Raw genomic sequence first — 17,455 nt, 5'->3', positions numbered from 1 at the left:
CCGCCGGTCCAGCCCGGCGATGCCTGCAACGTTCTTGTCGCAAGCGGCGAAGCGGCGCAAGCGGACAGGTGCGGCGGGCGGGGTCCGCCCCGCCCGCCGCGTCGCATCAGATGAAGTCCGATGCGTCCAGCGTGGTGACGCCGCGGACCATGAGCGCGAACTCGGCATCCTCATCCGCGTCGGTATTGCCCAGCACCATCACGGTGTCCGGCGCCACCAGCTCCACCCGCAGCAGGCCGGGGGAGAAGGGGATGAAGGGCAGGGTGGTGAAGGCGAAGTCCTGGATGCCCGGCAGCAGGCGGTTCGCGTCGAAGGCCAGCTCGATCCGGTCCTCGCCGCGGACGAAGCCGTCGATGAGATCGGTGCCGGTCGCGCCGCTGTCGCGCTCCTGCTCCAAGCGGAACACGTCGTTGCCCTCGCCGCCGCTGAGCGTGTCGGCCTGGCGGCCGCCCACCAGCGTGTCGTCGCCCGTCCCGCCCTCGAGCCGGTCGAAGCCGATGCCGCCGCTCAGCAGGTCGTCGCCCTCGCCGCCGGTAAGCGTATCGGCGCCGAGGCCACCCTCGAGCGTGTTGTCGAGTGTGTTGCCGACCAGGAGATTGGCCCTGCCGTTGCCGGTCCCCGCGAGGGCGTCGTCCTGGAGGACGAGCTGTTCGACCAGATCGGGCAGGGTGTAGCTCGCCAGGCTGCTGAACACCGTGTCCTGGCCGCCCCGGCCAAGCTCGACCACCAGGTCGCCGGCGGAGTCGACGAGATAGGCATCGCCGCCCAGCCCGCCTTCCATCGTGTCGTCGCCGCTGCCGCCATCCAGCGTGTCGGCGCCGACGCCGCCGGCCAGCATGTCGTTGCCGCCGCCTCCGTCCAGCTCATCCCGTCCTGCGCCGCCGTCCAGCGTGTCCGCACCGGCCAGACCCGTGAGGACGTCATCGCGGACGAAGCCGAAGATGCTGTCGTCGCCAAGCGTGCCTTCGATGCTGTCGGCCTGCACCGTGCCGGTCAGCGTGTAGCCGTCGAGCACGGCATCGGCCCGGACGTTGAGTTCCTGGATGCGCGTGTCGCCCGAGGCCGGCGTTTCCGGCTCGCTGTAGGCCTCGGCCGGCGTCGCGTGGTTGGCGGCCATGAAGTCCTTCATCGCCTGCTGCTCGCCGACTGCATTGGCCGGGATGTTGGCCGCATCGGTGAAGCTCAAGGCTTCGTCCAGCGGTGCGCTGAGCGTGCCGTCATCGAGCAGGAAGCGGAAGTTCGAGCCGTTCGCCTTGATCGGGTAGCCGTCGCCGCCATTGGCGAGGAAGCTCAGCGTGACCATGCTGATCGTGGCCGGCGCCTCGGGGCTGACCGCGCCGTTCTCGACGATCCGGGCGAGGATCCGCCCGGCCTCGTCGATCACCGCGACGTTCAGAACCCGCGAGCCGGCCGCGTTGTCAGGGTCGTAGGAGAAGCTGAGCCCGCCGATCTGCGGGAAGCGGCCCTGGCCGCCGAGCGAGGCGACGCCATGCTCGAGGATCGCCTTGATCCCCGCCGCATCGGTGTCGAATACCATCAGCAGGTTGTTGAAGCGCAGCGAGTTCTCGATGTCGAGGGTCGAGACGCCGCCTGCCGGCTTGCCGGCGCCGGGGTTGGCCAGCGGCGGCTCCTTGTCACCGGTGACTACGTCCACTGCGCCGATCTGCGCCCGGATGCCGCCGCCATTCTTCAGCGAGCCCACCAGCACGCCATCCCCGAGCGCCTCCTGCGCGGCGAGCAGGTTGGCGTCGGCGGTGATGTTGCCGAGGTTGGTCTCCTGGTTGCGGACCTGGTTGCGCTCACCTTCGAGGTAGACGTTGGTGTAGCCCCAGACCTCGCCGTCCTTCGCATCGATCACCGCCTGCACGGCCTCGGTGATGTCGGCCACCTGCTCGCCCTTGGTGCCTTCCGCGAAGGCGGTGGTGGCGAGGTCGGCCTCGTCCACGCCCCAGGCCGCGGCGACGTTCGCGGCGGTCGCCGCATAGGCGCCGTTGACGTCCTCGTCGAGCGAGCCGGGGATGATGTTGCCCTCGCCGTCGAACTCCACGACGAGGCGGCCGAGATAGGTGAACTCGTTGTCGGTGTTGACGATCAGCGTGGTGCCGCCATCGGCGCCGGTGGCGAGCAGCGGGTAGCTGTCGGCGAAATCCGCCCCATGGCCCGGGAAGGCCACCGGCACGTCGTTCGCGTCGCCGAGCCGCGTGTTGGAGCCGGCGGCGAGGATGATGTCCACGCCCTCCAGCAGCGGCGCCAGCGCGACCTCGAAGGCGATCTGCTGGAGATGCGCCATCAGGATGATCTTGTTCACGCCCTGGTCGCGCAGATCGTCGATCACGATCTGCAGCTGCGAGGCGAGCAGCGCCATGTCGTTGTCCTCGCTCCCGTCGCCCGCGAAGCCCTTCACCTCGACGCCGCCGGTGGAGGAGATCGTCTCGACGATCTGCGTCGTCGCGCCGACCAGGCCGATGAGCTGGCCGCCCTTGTTGAGCACCGCGGAGGGCACGATCTTGCGCGCCAATCCCGCGGCATCCTCGAGCCCGCCGAGGCCGACCGTCTCCTGATAGCGGCCGCTGATGGCGCCGTCGGCCGAGAAGTCGAGGTTGGCGGAGAGATAGGGGAAGGCAGCGTCGTTGATGATGTCGGAGAAGGCGTTGGTCCCGAGGTCGAACTCGTGGTTGCCGATCGTCGAAGCCTCGACGCCGATGCGGTTGTGGATCTCGATGTCCGCGGCGCCGGGGTTGTTGCCCTTGTTGTGTTGTGCAGCAACCGAGCTGTCGGTGCCGGCCGCCAGGAAGGGGCCCGGCAGGAAGTTGTCGCCGCCGGCCAGGATCAGCGTATTGGCGAAGTCGTCCTCGAAGGCGTCCACCAGGGCGGCGAGGTTGGGCGCGGTCTGGCTGGCCAGCAGCCCGGCCTCGCCATCGGCGAAGTGCAGCAGCTGCAGCGTGAAGCTGGGAGAGGCCTCGAAGACCGAGATGTTGTTGCTGCTCTCGTTGGCGGAGACGTAGAGCGCCTGGCCGGTCGGGCTGTCGGCGGCGGAGATGAACAGCGTGCCTTCGGGGTTGCGATCGCCGGGGTTCTGCGCCACGCCGGTGTAGGTCACGGTCAGCGGGTCGGTGACGTCGAACACCAGGGTCGTAGCTGCACGCTCGAGGCCGACGAAGGCGTAGATGCGGCCGTCGATCTCGCCGACGGTCACGCCCTCCGGCTCGCCTGCCTTGTTGTCGCTGCGGCCGTCGTCGAACAGTGCGGGGAACTGGCTGGAGATGATGCGCTCCATGAAGTCGCCGCTGTCGAACACCATGTCGCCCGCGGCGTCGCGGATGGTGAAGGAACGGCCGCCATAGGCGAGGATCTGGTCCACGTCCCCGTCGCCGTCGGTGTCGCCGCGCAGGCCCGGCGCATTGGAGACGGTCAGGCGGCCGAGTTCCGCATTGGTCTTCAGAACCGCCTCGTCCGGGAAGATGGCGTCATCGAGGTCGTATGAACCGCTGCCGACCCGGATGGTCTCGTCCGGGTTCAGGAAATCGTCGCGGTCATCGCCCTCGTTCGCCATCACGTAATAGGTCTGGCCGCCCGCCTCATAGGCGGCGATCGCATCCGGCATGTACAGCCCGGACACCGGGTTGCCGGTGGCGAGGTTGATCGCGGCGCCGCCACTGGCGCTGTCGCGATCGCTGAAGTCGGCCAGCAGCGCGCTGAAATCCTGGGTGCCGAGCGGGACGATGGCGGTGAAGGTCGCGGTCGCGATGTCGAGCAGGCCGACCGCATTCGCCTCCTGCAGCGTCACCATCGCCTTGGTGCCATCGGGCGACACGGCGACGTATTCGGGCTCGACGTCGTCGGAGACGGAATTGCCAGCGAAGATCCGCACGCCGGCGGCGCGCAGCGCGTCCTCCTGGCCGTCGAAGGCGGTGAAGCCGGCGGTCTGCACGGTCGCCGCGCCAACGCCGCCAGAGATGTCGATGATCGAGACCGAGCCCTTGCCGCCAGGCGTGCCGTCATCGAGGTATTCGCCCTCGTTCGCCGTCAGCACCTTGGTGCCGTCGGGGGTGAAGGTCAGGCTGTCCGGCAGGACGCCGACCGTCACCGCGCCGAGCAACGCATTGGTCGCCGCGTCGAGGAACACCACCTGGCCGTCGGATGCCTTGTCGGCGTTCGGCAGCGCCACCGCGACAATGCCGTTCTTCACCGCCACCGAGGTCACATCGGTGGTCGCGAAGCCATAGGGCGCCGCCGTCAGGTCGAGCGTGGTGATCAGCGCCGGTGCCGACGGGTTGCTCAGGTCCACCACCTGCAGGCCGCCACTGAAGGTGACGAAGAGCCGGTCGGTGCCCGGGTCGAACGCGGCGATCTCCGCGCCGCTCAGCGAAAGCGCGGCGATCGGCTGGAAGTAGTGGGCGTTCGTGGGGGTGGTCGAGAGCGACATCGCGTGTTCCTGCCGGCTTGCGTTGCGGACCGGCGAACGACGCGAAACCACGTCCCGACCAGCGCTTGCCGGCGCCGGCGGGTGCAGACGATTCGTTAACCCATCCGTGGGCGGGATTCCCACGCAATGAGCGAAGCCCCGATGACGAAATTGTTTCGGGCCCGTTAAATGCCGCACGCGGCATCCAGAAATGCCGCCGGCATGCGCAATTTCTGTCCGGCTGCCCTCAGGCCGGCGGCAGGCGCAAGGCCCCGTCCAGCCTTATGGTCTCGCCGTTCAGTAGCTGGGTCGCGGCGATCGCCAGCACCATGGCGGCGAATTCCTGCGGCCGGCCAAGGCGCTGCGGAAAGAGGGGCTGGCGCCCGAGCGCCTCGCGCACCTCCGCCGGGAAGCCGTCCATCATCGGCGTGTGGAACAGGCCCGGCGCGATGGTGACGACGCGCACGCCGAAGCGCGCAAGTTCGCGCGCCGCCGGCAAGGTCAGCGCCACCACGCCGCCCTTGGAGGCGGCATAGGCCGCCTGGCCGATCTGCCCCTCATACGCCGCGATGGAGGCGGTGCAGACCACCAGCCCGCGCTCGCCGCTCTCCTGCGGGGCGTTCGTGGTCATGCGCGCAGCGGCCAGGCGCAACAGGTTGCAGGTGCCGAGCAGGTTGACGCGCAGCACGCGCTCGAACAGGGCGAGGTCATGCGGCCCGTTGCGGCCGACGATCCGCGCGGCCGGGGCGATGCCGGCGCAGGCCACCGCGATCCGCAGCGGCGCCAGCGCCCCCGCGGCGTCGACGGCGCGAACAAGCGGCGCCTCCTCCGCCGCATCGCCGGCGACGGCGGTGCCGCCTATGCGGCTTGCCACCGCCTCGGCCTTCGCCTGGTCGAGGTCGAGCACCACCACCTTCGCACCCGCCTGCGCCAGCGCCTCGGCCGTGGCCGCGCCCAGCCCCGAGCCGCCGCCGGTGACGATTGCCGATGCCCCGTCGAGCCGCATGCCCGCCTCCCACCCTGCTTCTGCCGGTCAGCATAGGCCGGGCTGCCGCCGCCGTTGAGCCGGATGTGTGCCGCCTGGCGGGCTTGCGCGATGCGCGCAACGAGGGTTTAGGGTTTCACGGCGGCGTGGCCGCGTCCGCCCGAGGAGCCATGCCCGAATCTCCGTCCGCATCCTTCGCCGCCCGCGGCACCGCGCCCTGGCAGAAGGATGCGGCGGCGCTGCTTCTGCTGGTCGTGGCGGCCGTCCTGCTGCGCCTCACCTCCTTCGTGCCCGCCGTCGTGGACACCGATGAGGGGCTCTACATGGTGCAGGCGCGGGAATGGCTGAACGGCGGCTGGCCGCTGGTCGCCGCCTGGGACATGCACCCGATCGGCGCCCCGGCGATGGTGGCGCTCGCCTTCCTGGCGTTCGGCGTCTCGGTCGAGGCGGTTCGGCTGCTCGGGCTGATCTGCGTCGCCGTCACCGCCTGTGCGCTCTACGCCGCGGCGCGCGGGGTGGGGGCGCCGCGCGCGATCGGGCTGGGCGCCGGGCTGCTCTACGCCGCGCAATCCGTGCTGCTCACCGGCATCTGCACCAATACCGAGATCCTGATGGCGCCTTTCGTCGCCACCGCCATGGCGATCGCCATGCGCGGCGCGGCGCGGGCGCTCGGACCGGAGCGCGCGGCGCCCGGCTTCGGCGCGATCGTCGCCATGGGGCTGCCCATCGGCTGCGCTCTGCTGATCAAGCAGGTGGCGGCGCCGGAAGGCTGCCTGGCCTTTGCGCTGCTGGTCGGGCCGGCGCTGCTGCGCGGGCTGCTGCCCTGGCGGCGGCTGGCGGGGATGGCCGCGCTCTACGCCGCGCTCTGTGCCGGGCCCTTCGCGCTGGCGGGCTTCGCTTACTGGACGCAAGGGTGGCTTGATCAGTACCTCGATGGCTCGCTGCTCGCGCCCTTCCGCTACGCGATGGAGCGCATCGAACCCGCCGAGGCCATGCGCCGGATCACCGCGGCGGCGCTGCTGGTGGGCTTCGGCCTCGGCTTCGCGCTGGTGGCGCTCGTCGCCTGGCGACCGCGCGAGGCGTTGCAGCCGGTGCCGCTGCTCACGGCCTTCGCGGCGCTGTGGTTCGTGGTCGCCTCGCTCGCGATTTCCGCGCCCGGCTTCTACTTCGCGCACTATTTCCTGCTGTGGCTGCCCTCGCTGTCCATCCTGGCCGCAACCGGCGCCTTCCGGCTGGCGGTGGCGTTCGCGCGTCCCGGCCTGACGCCGGCGGCCTTCGCCGGCCTCATCGGCATCATCGCCGCCGATGCGTGGCTGTTCGAGATGCAGTATCGCTTCGACCGCGGCCCCGGCCTGGTGAACCGCGACCCGGTGCGCAAGGTCGCGGCGCAGGTGGCGCGGGCCGCCGGGCCGGGCGGCGATGCGCTGATCGCCAACTACCACGCCAGCGTCTATGTCATCGCCGGCGTCCGCACCGCCACGCGCTTTCCCTTCCCGCCGCACCTGACCGGGGTGTTCGAGGATCTGTCCGACACCAGCACCGAGGCCGAGCTCGACCGCGTGCTGGCCGCCCGCCCCCGGGTGATCGTGGTGGATCGCGGCTGGATGCAGACCATGCGCCCCGCCGCCGCGGCGCAGGTGATGGCCGCGGTCGCCGAGGGCTACGAGCTCTTCGCCAGCGTCCCCGAAACGCGCGGCCCGGTGGAGATCTACCGGGCGCGGTAGATCACGGCGCCGGGAACACCGCGTCTGTGCGACCCATCATCCGGTAGGCGGCCAGCCCGATCCACTCGCGCAGCGCCCATTCCGCCTGGTTGAGCCGCGTCGGGAACGGCCATTGCCACCACAGCCCGGGATCGCGGCCGGTGGTGTAGTTCACCGGCCAGGCCGTCACGTTCCACCCGGCCGCCCGGAAGCTGCCCATGGCGCGCGGCATGTGGCTCGCCGAGGTCACCAGGAGCCAGGTTTCGCCTTCGCCCGGCCGCACCAGGCGATGCGTCAGCACGGCGTTCTCATGGGTGTTGCGGCTCTCCTGCTCGAAGGTCAGGCGCCCGGCCGGCACGCCGAGATCGGCGAAGAGGCGCCGTGCGGTGTCGGCCTCGGTCGGGCCGCCCGGAATCAGCGCGGCGGAGCCGCCGGTGAAGACCAGCCGCGCCTCGGGGTGGCGGCGCGCGAGCGCGACGGCCTCGGTCATCCGCTCGGCGGCGCCGTTCAGCGCAGGGATGCCGTGCGCCTCGGTCAGTTGCTGCTCCACCGCGCCGCCCAGCACCACGATACCGGCGACCGGGCCGGGCAGGGCGGCGGGCCGGGGGAAGCGTGCCTCGAGTGGCAGGGTGAGCAGCGCCGAGACCGGCAGGACGAACACCGCCGCGTACCAGCCGAGCCCGAGCGCCAACGGCCAGCGCCCGAACCGCCGCCCGCGCCAGACCAGCACGAGGCCGAACAGCGCGAGCACCAGCGCCAGCGTGTTCGGCCGCGCCACCGCCCAGAAGACTTTCGATGCCAGGAACAGCGCGTCCTGCATCACAGATCCAGCACGCGCATGGGGTGCATCCGCCCGCGCAGCAGGTCGCCGAGCGCGATCAGATTGCCGCGCAGCCTGCCGGCGCGGTCCACATGCGGCTCCGGCTTCAGGCTGCGCAGGGTGTTCATCGCCAGGTGCCGCGCGGCGGAGCGCAGCGCGCGGTTCCAGGGATAGCAGCCCTTGCGCGCCAGGTAGATGGCGTTCGCCACCTGGCTGTAGCCGAGCTTGGTGCCGGGCACGCGGCCCGACTTGGTGCCGAGATGCACGCCACGCGCGCCCGCCAGCCGCAGGATGCTGCCATGCGCGCCGAGCCGCCGCGTCAGGTCGAGATCCTCGTACCAGCCATAGAGCGGCAGCTGCTCGTCGAAGCGCAGGCCGTGGGCGCGCATCGGGGCGAGGCGCAGCGCCATGTTGCAGCCATAGCCGTTGAAGTGTGGCGCGGCGGCAATCGGATCGCCGGCGTAGCTGTCCGCGGCGAGGATCGCGCGCCCCTCTTCGACCGAGATTCCCGGCCCCTTGGCGCCATCCGCAATCACCGTGCCGGTGGTGACGACGCAGTCGGGATGCGCCGCGAGGACGCGTTCGGTCACGCCGAGATAATCGGGCAGCGGAAGGAAATCATCGTCCAGGAACAGCACCGCGTCGTAATCCGCCACCGCGTCGAGGATAGCGTTGCGCTGGCGCGGCAGGCCCGCCGGCGCGGTGAGGAACTCGATGCGCGGAAAGCGCGCCGGCAACGCCGCGACGTCCTCCGGCCCGACATGGCAGACGATGGTTCGATCCGGCTGCCGCGTCTGCTGCGCGAGGTCCGCCAGCACCTCGCCCAGAACGGCCGCCCGGCCGCGCGTGGCAATGCCGATCGCCAGCCGCATCACGCGTCGCCCTGGATCGCCGGCTGCACGCGCCCGGCACGCGCATCGGCGCGCAGGAAGCCTTCGGCGCGGCCGAGCAGCGTCATCGCGTAATAGGCAGCGTCGCGCGGCCTTCCCTTCAGCAGGCTCAGCACCGCGCCGCCGAGCGGGCGCAGCGCGAAGCGCAGGCAGATGCCGGGCGAGGCGTGGTGCCGGCGCAGCGCGAAGCCGAGGCCGCGCCCGTAGAGCCGCGCGCGAGCCACCGCCACCTCGGTCAGCCGCTTGTCGGGATGCACCACGCGCAGCGCCGGCTCGTAGCGCGCCGCATGGCCGGCCCCGACGGCGCGCAGCACCAGATCGTTGCCCTCCGCCGAGCCGATCGGCGTGCCCGGCCCCATCCCCTCGTCGAACCCGCCGAGGGCAAGCGCCAGCGGCCGGCGGAGCCAGAGGTTGAACTCGATGACGCTGGTCCAGACGTTGGTGGCGTCTATCGGCCCGCCCTCCGCCCGCCAGCGGCCGGAGCCGAGGCCGCCTGCGGGACTCGCGGCGGGGCCGGTCAGCACCATCAGCGCCGGGTCGCGCCCGAAGGCGGCGGCCACCTGGTCCAGCAGGCCTGGCGGATAGAGGCAGTCATCGTCCGGGAAGCCGACGATTTGACCGCGCGCCGCGCGCAGGCCGAGGTTGCGCGCATGGTTGGCGTTCGCCACCGAGGAGCGCAGATGCGTCAGCGCAAGCCGGCCGCGATAGGGCGCGAGCACACCCGTCAGCCGGTCGTCGTCGTTCTGGTCCACCACGATCAGCTCGGCGTCGGCGCGATCCTGCGCCAGCAGGCTTTCGATGAATTCGGCGATCTCGGCGGTGCGGCCGCGCGTGGCCATCACCAGGCTGAAGCTCGTCACGGCGCCGGCATCCCCCGCGCCGCACAGGCGGCAGTCACCTCGCGCAGCAGGTTGGCGCGGAAGGCATCGCGCGAGAACCGCTCCGCATTGGCGCGGCAGGCCTCGGGCGCGATCGTCAGCGCCTCGAAGCGGCGCACCGCGTCGGTGATCGCCTCGACGCTTTGCGCGCCGAACAGCACGCCGGTCGCGCCATCCTGCACGATGTCGGCGGCGCCGCCGCGGCCATAGGCGATGAGCGGCGTGCCGCAGGCCTGCGCCTCAACCATGCCGATGCCGAAATCCTCCTCCGCGGCGAAGACGAAGGCGCGGGCGGATTGGAGCAGCGCCACCAGTTCCATCTGCGGCAGCCGGCCGCGGATGGCGATGTTGGTCGCGCCGGCCGCCGCCGCGCGCAGGCGCGGCATCGAGGGCCCATCGCCGATGACGATCAGCTGCCGGTCCGGCATGGCCCGGAACGCCTCGGCCACCAGCTCCACGCGCTTGTACGGCACCAGGCGGGATGCGATGACATAGGCTTCGCCCTTCGCCGGGCGGAAGGGGAAGCCCTCGATGTCCACCGGCGGGTGCACCACCGTGCTCTCCCGCCGCCATGCCTTGCGGATGCGCTCGGCGATCCAGGCGCTGTTCGCCAGGATCACGTCGGGCCGCGCGGCGGAGGCGTGGTCCCAGGCGCGCAACCGCCCCAGCAGCCAGCGCGTGGCCGCGCCCTTCACGCCGCGGTCCATGCCGGACTGGCGGAGATACTGGTGCTGCAGATCCCAGGCATAGCGCATCGGGCTGTGCACGTAGCTGACATGCAGCGTCGCGGGGCCGGTCAGCACGCCCTTCGCCACCGCATGCGAGGAGGACAGGACCAGATCGTACTCCGAGAGATCGAACTGCTCGACCGCCAGCGGCATCAGCCCGAGATAGTAGCGGAACCACTTCCGCGCGCGTGGCAGGCGCTGGATGAAGGAGGTGGTCGGCACCTTGCCGCGCAGGAAGCCGCGCTCGGCCTCCGGCATGAAGTCACAGACGGTGAACAGGTCGGCCTCGGGGAACAGCTCGAGCATCTGCTCGACCACCCGCTCCGACCCCGCATAGGTGTCCAGCCACTCATGGACGATGGCGATCTTCATCGCGTTCCCAGGATGTCCAGCAGCCGCCGCGCGGCTGCGTCCCATGAATACAGCTGTGCGCGCGCGCGCCCCTCGCTGCGCAGCGCATCGGCCAGCCCCGGCTCGTCGAGCAGGCGCGTCAGCGCGGCAGCCGGCGTCGCCGGGCCCTCGGCATCGAACCACAGCGCCGCCTCGCCGCAGACCTCCGGCACCGCGCCGGCTCGCGCCGCCAGCACCGGGCACCCGCACCACATCGCCTCCAGCGGCGGAATGCCGAAGCCCTCGTAGCGCGAGGGGAACAGCAGGCAGAGCGCGTTCTCGTAAAGCGCGCGCAGCTCCGCATCGCTGACCCGGCCGAGCAGCCGCACGCCGCTGCCCTCGGCATCCGCCGCGCCGCTGAATGCGCCGCCCTGCACCGCGCCGGCGACCGCCAGCACCATGCCGCGCGAGGCCAGCAGGGCGGCCGCTTCGCGCAGCGCGGCCAGGTTCTTGTGCGCCGCCCGCGTGCCCACCGCCAGCGCGTAGCCGCGCGGCGCCAGCCCGTGCTTCGCCAGCACGCCGGCATCGGCCGGCGCGCGCAGGATGTGCTCGCCGCCCTCCGGCATCACCGCGATGCGCGCCGGGTCCAGCCTGAGCCGCCCCGCCAGCCGCGCACGCGAGAAGCCGGAGACGGTGACGATCCGCGCACCGAGCCGCGGCAGCGCCAGGTGCAGGCTGCGGTACCAGGCGCGGAAGCCGAGCGAATAGCTCTCCGGCGTGTCGAACACGCCGGCATCGTGGATCACCACGAAACGCGGCCCGCCGCATTGCAGCGGCGCGGTGTTGCCGAGGCTGAGCAGCGGCAGGCTGCCGGAGGCGCGCGGCAGGTCGAGCTGCTCCCAGCTCTGCCCGACCCGTCGCCCGACATGCTCCACCGGCACGTTCCCCAGCCGGTCCGGCGCGCCATGCGGCGCGAGCAGGCGAAGCGGCGTGCCGGTGGCCGCGATCGCCTGCGTCACCTCGGCGGCGAAGCGCTGCACACCGGTGACGTTCTGAGTCAGGAAGCGGCCATTCACGGCGAGCATCAGGCCGGCTCGCCCTTCAGCACGGCGCGGATCCGCCAGGGACGGCGCAGCAGGAAACGCGCCTCGCGCCGCTCGGCCGTGGTCATCGCCAGCGTGGCGGCGACCCCGAAGCCGCCGAGCGCCAGCACGGCCACCGCCAGTAGCGGCGCCGCCGCGTCGAAGGCCAGCAGCGCGGCCAGCCCCGCGCCGCCGGCCAGCAACGGCAGCGCCAGGTCGCGCGCCGTCTCGCGCGCCGCCGGGTAGAGCCGCGCGACGAACCACAGCCGCCCCGCGGCATCGGTCGCGCAGCGCAGTGCCCAGGCCGCCGCCGCGCCCTCGATGCCGAGCCACAGCAGGCCGACCGCCGAGAGCGGCAGGAACACCGCCGCCTGGGCAAGCTGCCACTTGGCGTTCACGTCCGGCCGCCCGATCGCGTCCAGCAGCGCGCCCGGAGCGAAGGCGGTGCAGGAGAAGAAGATGCCGACCGCCAGGATCTGCAGCACCCGTCCGCCGCCGGCCGCGAACTCGGCGCCGAGCCACAGCCGCAGCAACTCCGGCCCGAGCGCCACCAACAGCAGGCAGGCCGGCAGCACCGCCGCCATCGCCAGCAGCGCGCCGCGCCTCAGCAGCCCCGCCGTCATCGGCGCATGCGTCGCATAGGCCGAAGCCATCGCCGGCAGCATCGCCTGCGCCACCGCCACCGGCAGGATCCACATGCGCATCACAAGATCGAGCGGCGTCGCGTAGAAGGCCACCGCCGAGAGTGTCAGCAGGGCGCCGACCAGGAAGCGGTCGGCATAGAGCAGTGCCTGCGTCAGGATGCCCGATGCGCTCATCCAGCCGCCCATGCGCAGCAGCGGCGCGACGGAGGCCCAGCGGGGCAGGGCGGGCCCGAGCCCCGGCAGGTCGCGCCGCGCCAGCCAGAAATAGCAGACGGTGTTCGCCAGCCGCGCCGCCAGCAGCACCAGGATCACGCCCACCAGGCTCTGCCAGACGAACAGCACCAGCACCGGGCCGAGATAGTAGAAGGTGGAGACCGGGATGGTGATCAGGTTGGCCGCGCGGAAGCGCTGATAGGCCGCCAGCGTGCCCCAAAGCGCGGCGTTCAGCACCACCAGCGGCGTCGCCAGGCAGAGCAGGCGGAAGGCGGTGACGGCCTCCGCCTGCAACTCCGGCGGCGTGTTCAGCAGCCGTTGCACCAGGAAGGGGACGAAGAGGAACGCCACCGCCGCAACCCCTGCACCGACCAGCGCCAGCGCCGTCAGCGCCGCGCCTGCAAGTTCCGTCGAGCCGGCCCGCTCGCCCTTGCCGATGCGCGCCGCCAGCGCGCGGGTCAGCGCCGCGCCGAGGCCAAGGTCGAACACGCCGAACACGCCAACCAGGGCCAGCGCCAGGGTGAACAGCCCCCAGCGCTCGATCCCCATCTGGTGCACCAGCACCGGCGTCAGCGCGAGCGCCAGCAGCAGCGGCAGCCCGCGGCCGGCAGCATTCCACAGCGTCCCGGAGAGCAGCCGCCCCCCGGAGGCGCGTTGTTCGGCCGTCTCGGCCATGAGCTGGGACATTCTCGCCTTGGGCCCGCCGGCAGGGGCGGGCCGTACTGCCTCTGAGGCGGCGGTGAGTATCAGTAGGCGCCGCGCCTGGCGAGGACCGCGAGCGGCGTGCGCAGCAGGATCTTCACATCTTCGAGCAGGGAGGGCCTGGTGGCATAGGCCACGTCGAGCGCGACGCGCTGGGCGTAGGAAGTGTCGTTGCGCCCGCTCACCTGCCACGGCCCGGTGATGCCCGGCCGCACCGAGAGGTAGTGCTGCGCCGCGGCACCGTAGAAGGCCGCGAGCTCGGCGGCCTGCACCGGGCGCGGGCCGACCAGGCTCATCTCGCCCTTCAGCACGTTGATCAGCTGCGGCAGCTCGTCGAGCGAGCTGGCGCGCAGGACCCGGCCGACCCAGGTGACGCGCGGGTCGTTCTTCAGCTTGCGGGTGGCGTCCCACTCGGCCCGCGCCGCGGGGTCGCTTTCCAGCAGCGCCGCGAGGCGGCGGTCGGCGTCCGTGACCATGGAGCGGAACTTGAGGCAGCCGAACAGCCGCCCGCCGCGACCGACCCGGGGATGTGCGTAGAAGACCCGCCCGCCGTCCAGCCGCACCAGCAGCGCGATCGCCAGGAAGACCGGCAGGGCGAGCAGCAGCAACGCGCCCGCGCCGAGCAGGTCCAGCGCGCGCTTGGCGCCGGGGCGGAGGGCCGCGCCCAGCCTGTCCCCGCCACCCGACAAGGCGCCGCCGATGGAACCGGCGTCACCCGCCAGCAGCGGATGGATGGAGGAGCACCGCGTTTCGGGCTCGCGGGCGAGCGTCTGGACGGCATCCAGGCCAGGCATGGAGGATCCTCGTCTACGGGTTTCCCCGTCTCTCCTTGGGGTAGTCGGCTCCCTGGATCCGCCGCGCAGCGCGTGCCGGCGGTTGCGATCCTCGAAACCGACCTTGTCGTGGGAGAGGGGTAGCCCCGATGCCCGGCCGGTTTGCGACGCGCTTGCGGCGGCATTGTGGCGTCTGGCGATTGATCGATTTCGTCCCGCCTTTCCGGCGAATCGGGACGAATCTGCGGGAATTGTCGCCTCAGTTCCGCCATGATTGGCCGATGGGTCAGATCCTCCTGCACCGTGTCCGCCGTCTTCCTGGCGACGCCGCCCACCACGACAGGCCGGCCCGGCCCTCGACGGATGCGCTCGGGCCGGCGCGCGGCATCCTCTGCGGCGTGGCGCTTTCCCTGGTTTTCTGGGGCGGCCTGGCGCTGCTGCTGATCAGCACCAGGGGCTAAGCCCGCTGCCACAAGGCGGGCGCGATCCTCGGATAGACGCGCGACACTCTGTTCGAGGATCCGAACCTGTCGCATCGTCAAGCATCGGCCCTGGCCTATGGCAGTGCCCTGGCGCTCGGCCTGGCGCTGGCGGCCTGGATCTTTCCGCCCGATTTCCTGTTCCCCACCGCCGGTGGGCCCTGGCGCCCGGTCGGGGACAGTGCGCAGCACATGATCGCGCAGCGCTATCTGATCGCCGACGATTGGCGCTGGCCACCCACCCTGGCAGCCAACCTGAACACGCTGGAAGGCGGTCTCAACACCGCCTTCGCCGACTCGATTCCGGCGCTGGCGCTCACGCTCAAGCTGCTGCGCGGCCTGTTGCCGGAAGGCTTTCACGGCGTCGGCCTCTTCTACGGCCTGGCCTGGGTGCTGCAGCCCATCGCCGCGGTCTGGGCGCTGCGCGGCGCCGGCGAGCGGCGCCTGCTGCCGGCGCTCGGCATCGCATTGGCGGCCACGGCGATGCCGGCATGGATCGGGCGCTTCGGGCATGCCGCGCTCACCGGGCATTTCCTGCTGCTGACCGGGCTCGGCTTCTATCTGCGCCTGGTGCGGGCGCCGACGACCGGGCGCTGGCTGGCGGCCGGCGCACTGCAGGTGATCGCCCTGCTGGTGCATCCGTATCTCGCGGTGATGACGCTCGCCCTTCTCGGCGCGGTGCCGGCGACCCGGATGCTGCGCGGTGAAGCCTTCCTCGGCGCGGGACTTGCGGTGGCCGCGAGCTTTGCCGCGGTGACTGCCGTGATGTGGAGCTTCGGCTATCTCGGCGCCACCGGCCTGCCGGGCGACGGCCTCTTCGCGATGAACCTGCTCTCGCCGGTCTGGCCGGCCGGCTCCGCCCTCATCGGCCTGCCCTGGTCGCAACTGGTGGATGCCACCGGCCATGGCGGGTGGGAGGGCTACAACTGGCTGGGGCTCGGGCTGGTCGGCGCGCTCGCGGCAGGGCTGCTGGGGCGGCCGCGCGCAGCGGTGGCGGGGATGTGGCGGCATGCCGGGCTGGTGCTGGTCCTGCTGGCGCTCACCGCCCTGGCACTGAGCTTCAGGGTCGGATTCGGCTCCCGCATCGTGCTCGATCTCGGCCAGCCGCCGGCGGCGCTGGAGCAGTTCCGCGCCTCCGGGCGCTTCTTCTGGCCGGCGGCCTATGCGCTGTTGATCGGCGCGATGCTGCTGCTGGCCCGCATCGCGCCGCTGCTGTGCCTGCTCGCCGGGCTTGTGCAGTTCGCCGACGCCCAGCCCTTGCGCGCCGCGCTCGCCGGCTGGGCCAGCCAGCGCGTACCATGGTCGGTGCCGGCGCCGGAACTGCGGCAGGCGCTGGCGGAGGCCAGCACGCTCACGCTGCTGCCGCCCTGGCCCTGCGTGGACCGCCGCACCGGAGACGAGACCTACGCCCTGCTGCTGGAAACGCTGTCGCTCGCCTCGGAGCATGGCGTGCCGGCCAACACGATGTACGCCGCGCGCTGGCACCGCCCGCCGCAATGCCGCGAGACGGACCTCGCCGCCGCCCCCTTCGCGCCGGGCGAACTGCGGCTGATCCTCCCCTCGGTTCAGGCGGCGCTGGCGCCGCTGGTCCCCGATTCGGCAAGCCGATGCAGGCCGATCGGCGTGCTGCTCGCCTGCCGGTAGGCCTCGCCCGAAGGGATGTGCCGCTCGACGATGTAGAGCGGCCGCCCCTTGGTCTCGTTGAAGATCCTGCCGAGATATTCGCCGATGATGCCGAGCGTCATCAGCTGCACCCCGCCGAGGAACAGCACCACCGCCATCAGGCTGGGATAGCCCGCGACCGGATTGCCCCAGAGCAGCGTGCGCAACACGATCAGCGCGCCATAGCCCGCTGCGACGACGGCGGTCACCAGGCCGAGATAGGTCGCGATCTTCAGCGGCCCCACGGTGAAGGAGGTGATCCCCTCCAGCGAGAGGTTCCACAGCTTCCAGTAGTTCCACTTGGTGGTACCCGCCGCCCGCGGCGCGCGGTCGTAAAGCACCGGGACCGACGGGAAGCCGACCCAGGCAAACAACCCCTTCATGAAGCGGTGCTGCTCGCGCAGCGCCAGCAGGGCATCGAGGGCGCGGCGGCTCATCAACCGGAAGTCGCCGGTGTTGGGCGGCAGCTGCACGCGCCCGCCGATCCGCTGCATCACCCGGTAGAAGGCGCCCGCGGTGGCCTTCTTCGCCCAGGTCTCGCCCTCGCGCACGCGGCGCTGCGCATAGGCGATGTCGAAGCCGCGCCGCCAGGCGGCGACGAGGTCGGGAATCACCTCCGGCGGATCCTGCAGGTCGACGTCGATCACCACCACCGCCTGGCTCGCCGCGGCGTGGTCGAGGCCGGCGGTCAGCGCGATCTCCTTGCCGAAGTTGCGGCTGAGATTGACCACCGAGACCCGCGGATCCGTCGCCTGCAGCTGCAGCAGGATGTCGAGCGTCGCGTCGCGCGAACCGTCGTTGACAAAGACCACCTCCCACGGCAGGCCGAGCGCCTCCATCACCGGCACCAGCCTTGCGTGGAAGGCGGGCAGCACCTCCTGCTCGTTGTACGCGGGCACGACAACGGAGAGCGCTGGCCGCGGCTGCTCCTGGTCATATGCCCTCATGGGCGAGGGGGCAGGGTGGTTCATGGCGGCGTGATGCTTCCGGCTTGCGGCGGCATTGCAGCAGGATCCGGCCGGATCGGAGGCCGGTCTGCATGCACGAAGGCTGGTTTCGCAATTGCTGATCTGCGGTCGGCGCGGCGGCGGGTCAACCGGAACCTTCGCGAGACGACCCGGCGCAAGGCGCAAGGGGGCTGCGTGCGGTCAAGATACGGTT

General features: G+C 71.7%; 13 protein-coding genes. 3 read left to right on the top strand and 10 right to left on the bottom strand.

Annotated features, from left to right (window positions below):
- Nucleotides 1–106 precede the first annotated feature (106 nt).
- The gene (locus ACESM1_RS16545) at nucleotides 107–4,426 is read right to left on the bottom strand and encodes a choice-of-anchor I family protein (RefSeq protein ID WP_372621870.1); all 4,320 of its coding nucleotides are present in this window, start codon (nucleotides 4,424–4,426) and stop codon (nucleotides 107–109) included.
- Between the two features lie 226 nt (nucleotides 4,427–4,652).
- A complete protein-coding gene (locus tag ACESM1_RS16540; protein ID WP_372621868.1) occupies nucleotides 4,653–5,411 on the bottom strand; it encodes an SDR family NAD(P)-dependent oxidoreductase in 759 nt (252 codons plus the stop codon).
- 149 nt (nucleotides 5,412–5,560) lie between these two features.
- Here ACESM1_RS16540 and ACESM1_RS16535 point away from each other — a divergent pair, with 149 nt between their 5' ends.
- Nucleotides 5,561–7,114 carry an ArnT family glycosyltransferase gene (locus tag ACESM1_RS16535; protein WP_372621866.1) on the top strand — a complete coding sequence of 518 codons (1,554 nt, stop codon included), beginning with the start codon at nucleotides 5,561–5,563 and terminating at the stop codon, nucleotides 7,112–7,114.
- A 1-nt stretch (nucleotide 7,115) separates the two neighbouring features.
- On the opposite strand, the gene ACESM1_RS16530 is transcribed toward ACESM1_RS16535, so the two are convergent.
- From ACESM1_RS16530 to ACESM1_RS16500, 7 genes are read right to left on the bottom strand one after another with little or no spacing between them, the layout of a single operon-like run.
- Complete coding sequence (locus tag ACESM1_RS16530; RefSeq protein WP_372621864.1) at nucleotides 7,116–7,913, bottom strand: YdcF family protein; 798 nt, start codon at nucleotides 7,911–7,913, stop codon at nucleotides 7,116–7,118.
- A complete protein-coding gene (locus tag ACESM1_RS16525) occupies nucleotides 7,913–8,785 on the bottom strand; it encodes a glycosyltransferase family 2 protein (RefSeq protein WP_372621862.1) in 873 nt (290 codons plus the stop codon). Before ACESM1_RS16525 ends, ACESM1_RS16530 begins: the two co-directional genes overlap by 1 nt.
- Nucleotides 8,785–9,663: a glycosyltransferase family 2 protein gene (locus ACESM1_RS16520; protein WP_372621861.1), complete on the bottom strand. Its 879-nt coding sequence runs from the start codon at nucleotides 9,661–9,663 to the stop codon at nucleotides 8,785–8,787. Before ACESM1_RS16520 ends, ACESM1_RS16525 begins: the two co-directional genes overlap by 1 nt.
- Complete coding sequence (locus ACESM1_RS16515) at nucleotides 9,660–10,781, bottom strand: glycosyltransferase (protein WP_372621859.1); 1,122 nt, start codon at nucleotides 10,779–10,781, stop codon at nucleotides 9,660–9,662. Before ACESM1_RS16515 ends, ACESM1_RS16520 begins: the two co-directional genes overlap by 4 nt.
- Nucleotides 10,778–11,824: a glycosyltransferase family 4 protein gene (locus tag ACESM1_RS16510; RefSeq protein ID WP_372621858.1), complete on the bottom strand. Its 1,047-nt coding sequence runs from the start codon at nucleotides 11,822–11,824 to the stop codon at nucleotides 10,778–10,780. The genes ACESM1_RS16515 and ACESM1_RS16510 overlap by 4 nt, the downstream gene beginning before the upstream one ends.
- On the bottom strand, nucleotides 11,824–13,365 hold the full coding sequence (locus ACESM1_RS16505) for a flippase (protein WP_372621857.1): 1,542 nt from the start codon (nucleotides 13,363–13,365) through the stop codon (nucleotides 11,824–11,826). The genes ACESM1_RS16510 and ACESM1_RS16505 overlap by 1 nt, the downstream gene beginning before the upstream one ends.
- A gap of 59 nt (nucleotides 13,366–13,424) precedes the next feature.
- Nucleotides 13,425–14,174 (bottom strand): sugar transferase, encoded by a 750-nt coding sequence (locus ACESM1_RS16500; protein WP_372621855.1) that lies wholly within the window; start codon nucleotides 14,172–14,174, stop codon nucleotides 13,425–13,427.
- A 260-nt stretch (nucleotides 14,175–14,434) separates the two neighbouring features.
- Between ACESM1_RS16500 and ACESM1_RS16495 the strand changes: the two genes are divergently transcribed.
- Nucleotides 14,435–14,614, top strand: a complete 180-nt coding sequence (locus tag ACESM1_RS16495) for a hypothetical protein (protein WP_372621853.1) — start codon at nucleotides 14,435–14,437, stop codon at nucleotides 14,612–14,614.
- 210 nt (nucleotides 14,615–14,824) lie between these two features.
- Nucleotides 14,825–16,276 carry a DUF6311 domain-containing protein gene (locus ACESM1_RS16490; RefSeq protein ID WP_372621851.1) on the top strand — a complete coding sequence of 484 codons (1,452 nt, stop codon included), beginning with the start codon at nucleotides 14,825–14,827 and terminating at the stop codon, nucleotides 16,274–16,276.
- Here the strand turns inward: ACESM1_RS16490 and ACESM1_RS16485 are convergent.
- Complete coding sequence (locus tag ACESM1_RS16485; protein ID WP_372621849.1) at nucleotides 16,198–17,265, bottom strand: glycosyltransferase family 2 protein; 1,068 nt, start codon at nucleotides 17,263–17,265, stop codon at nucleotides 16,198–16,200. The genes ACESM1_RS16490 and ACESM1_RS16485 overlap by 79 nt on opposite strands.
- Nucleotides 17,266–17,455: the final 190 nt, after the last annotated feature.

The sequence above is a fragment of the Falsiroseomonas sp. genome (assembly GCF_041690465.1).
In the GTDB taxonomy this organism is placed as follows: domain Bacteria; phylum Pseudomonadota; class Alphaproteobacteria; order Acetobacterales; family Acetobacteraceae; genus Falsiroseomonas.
This window is presented reverse-complemented; position numbering and strand designations above follow the sequence as displayed.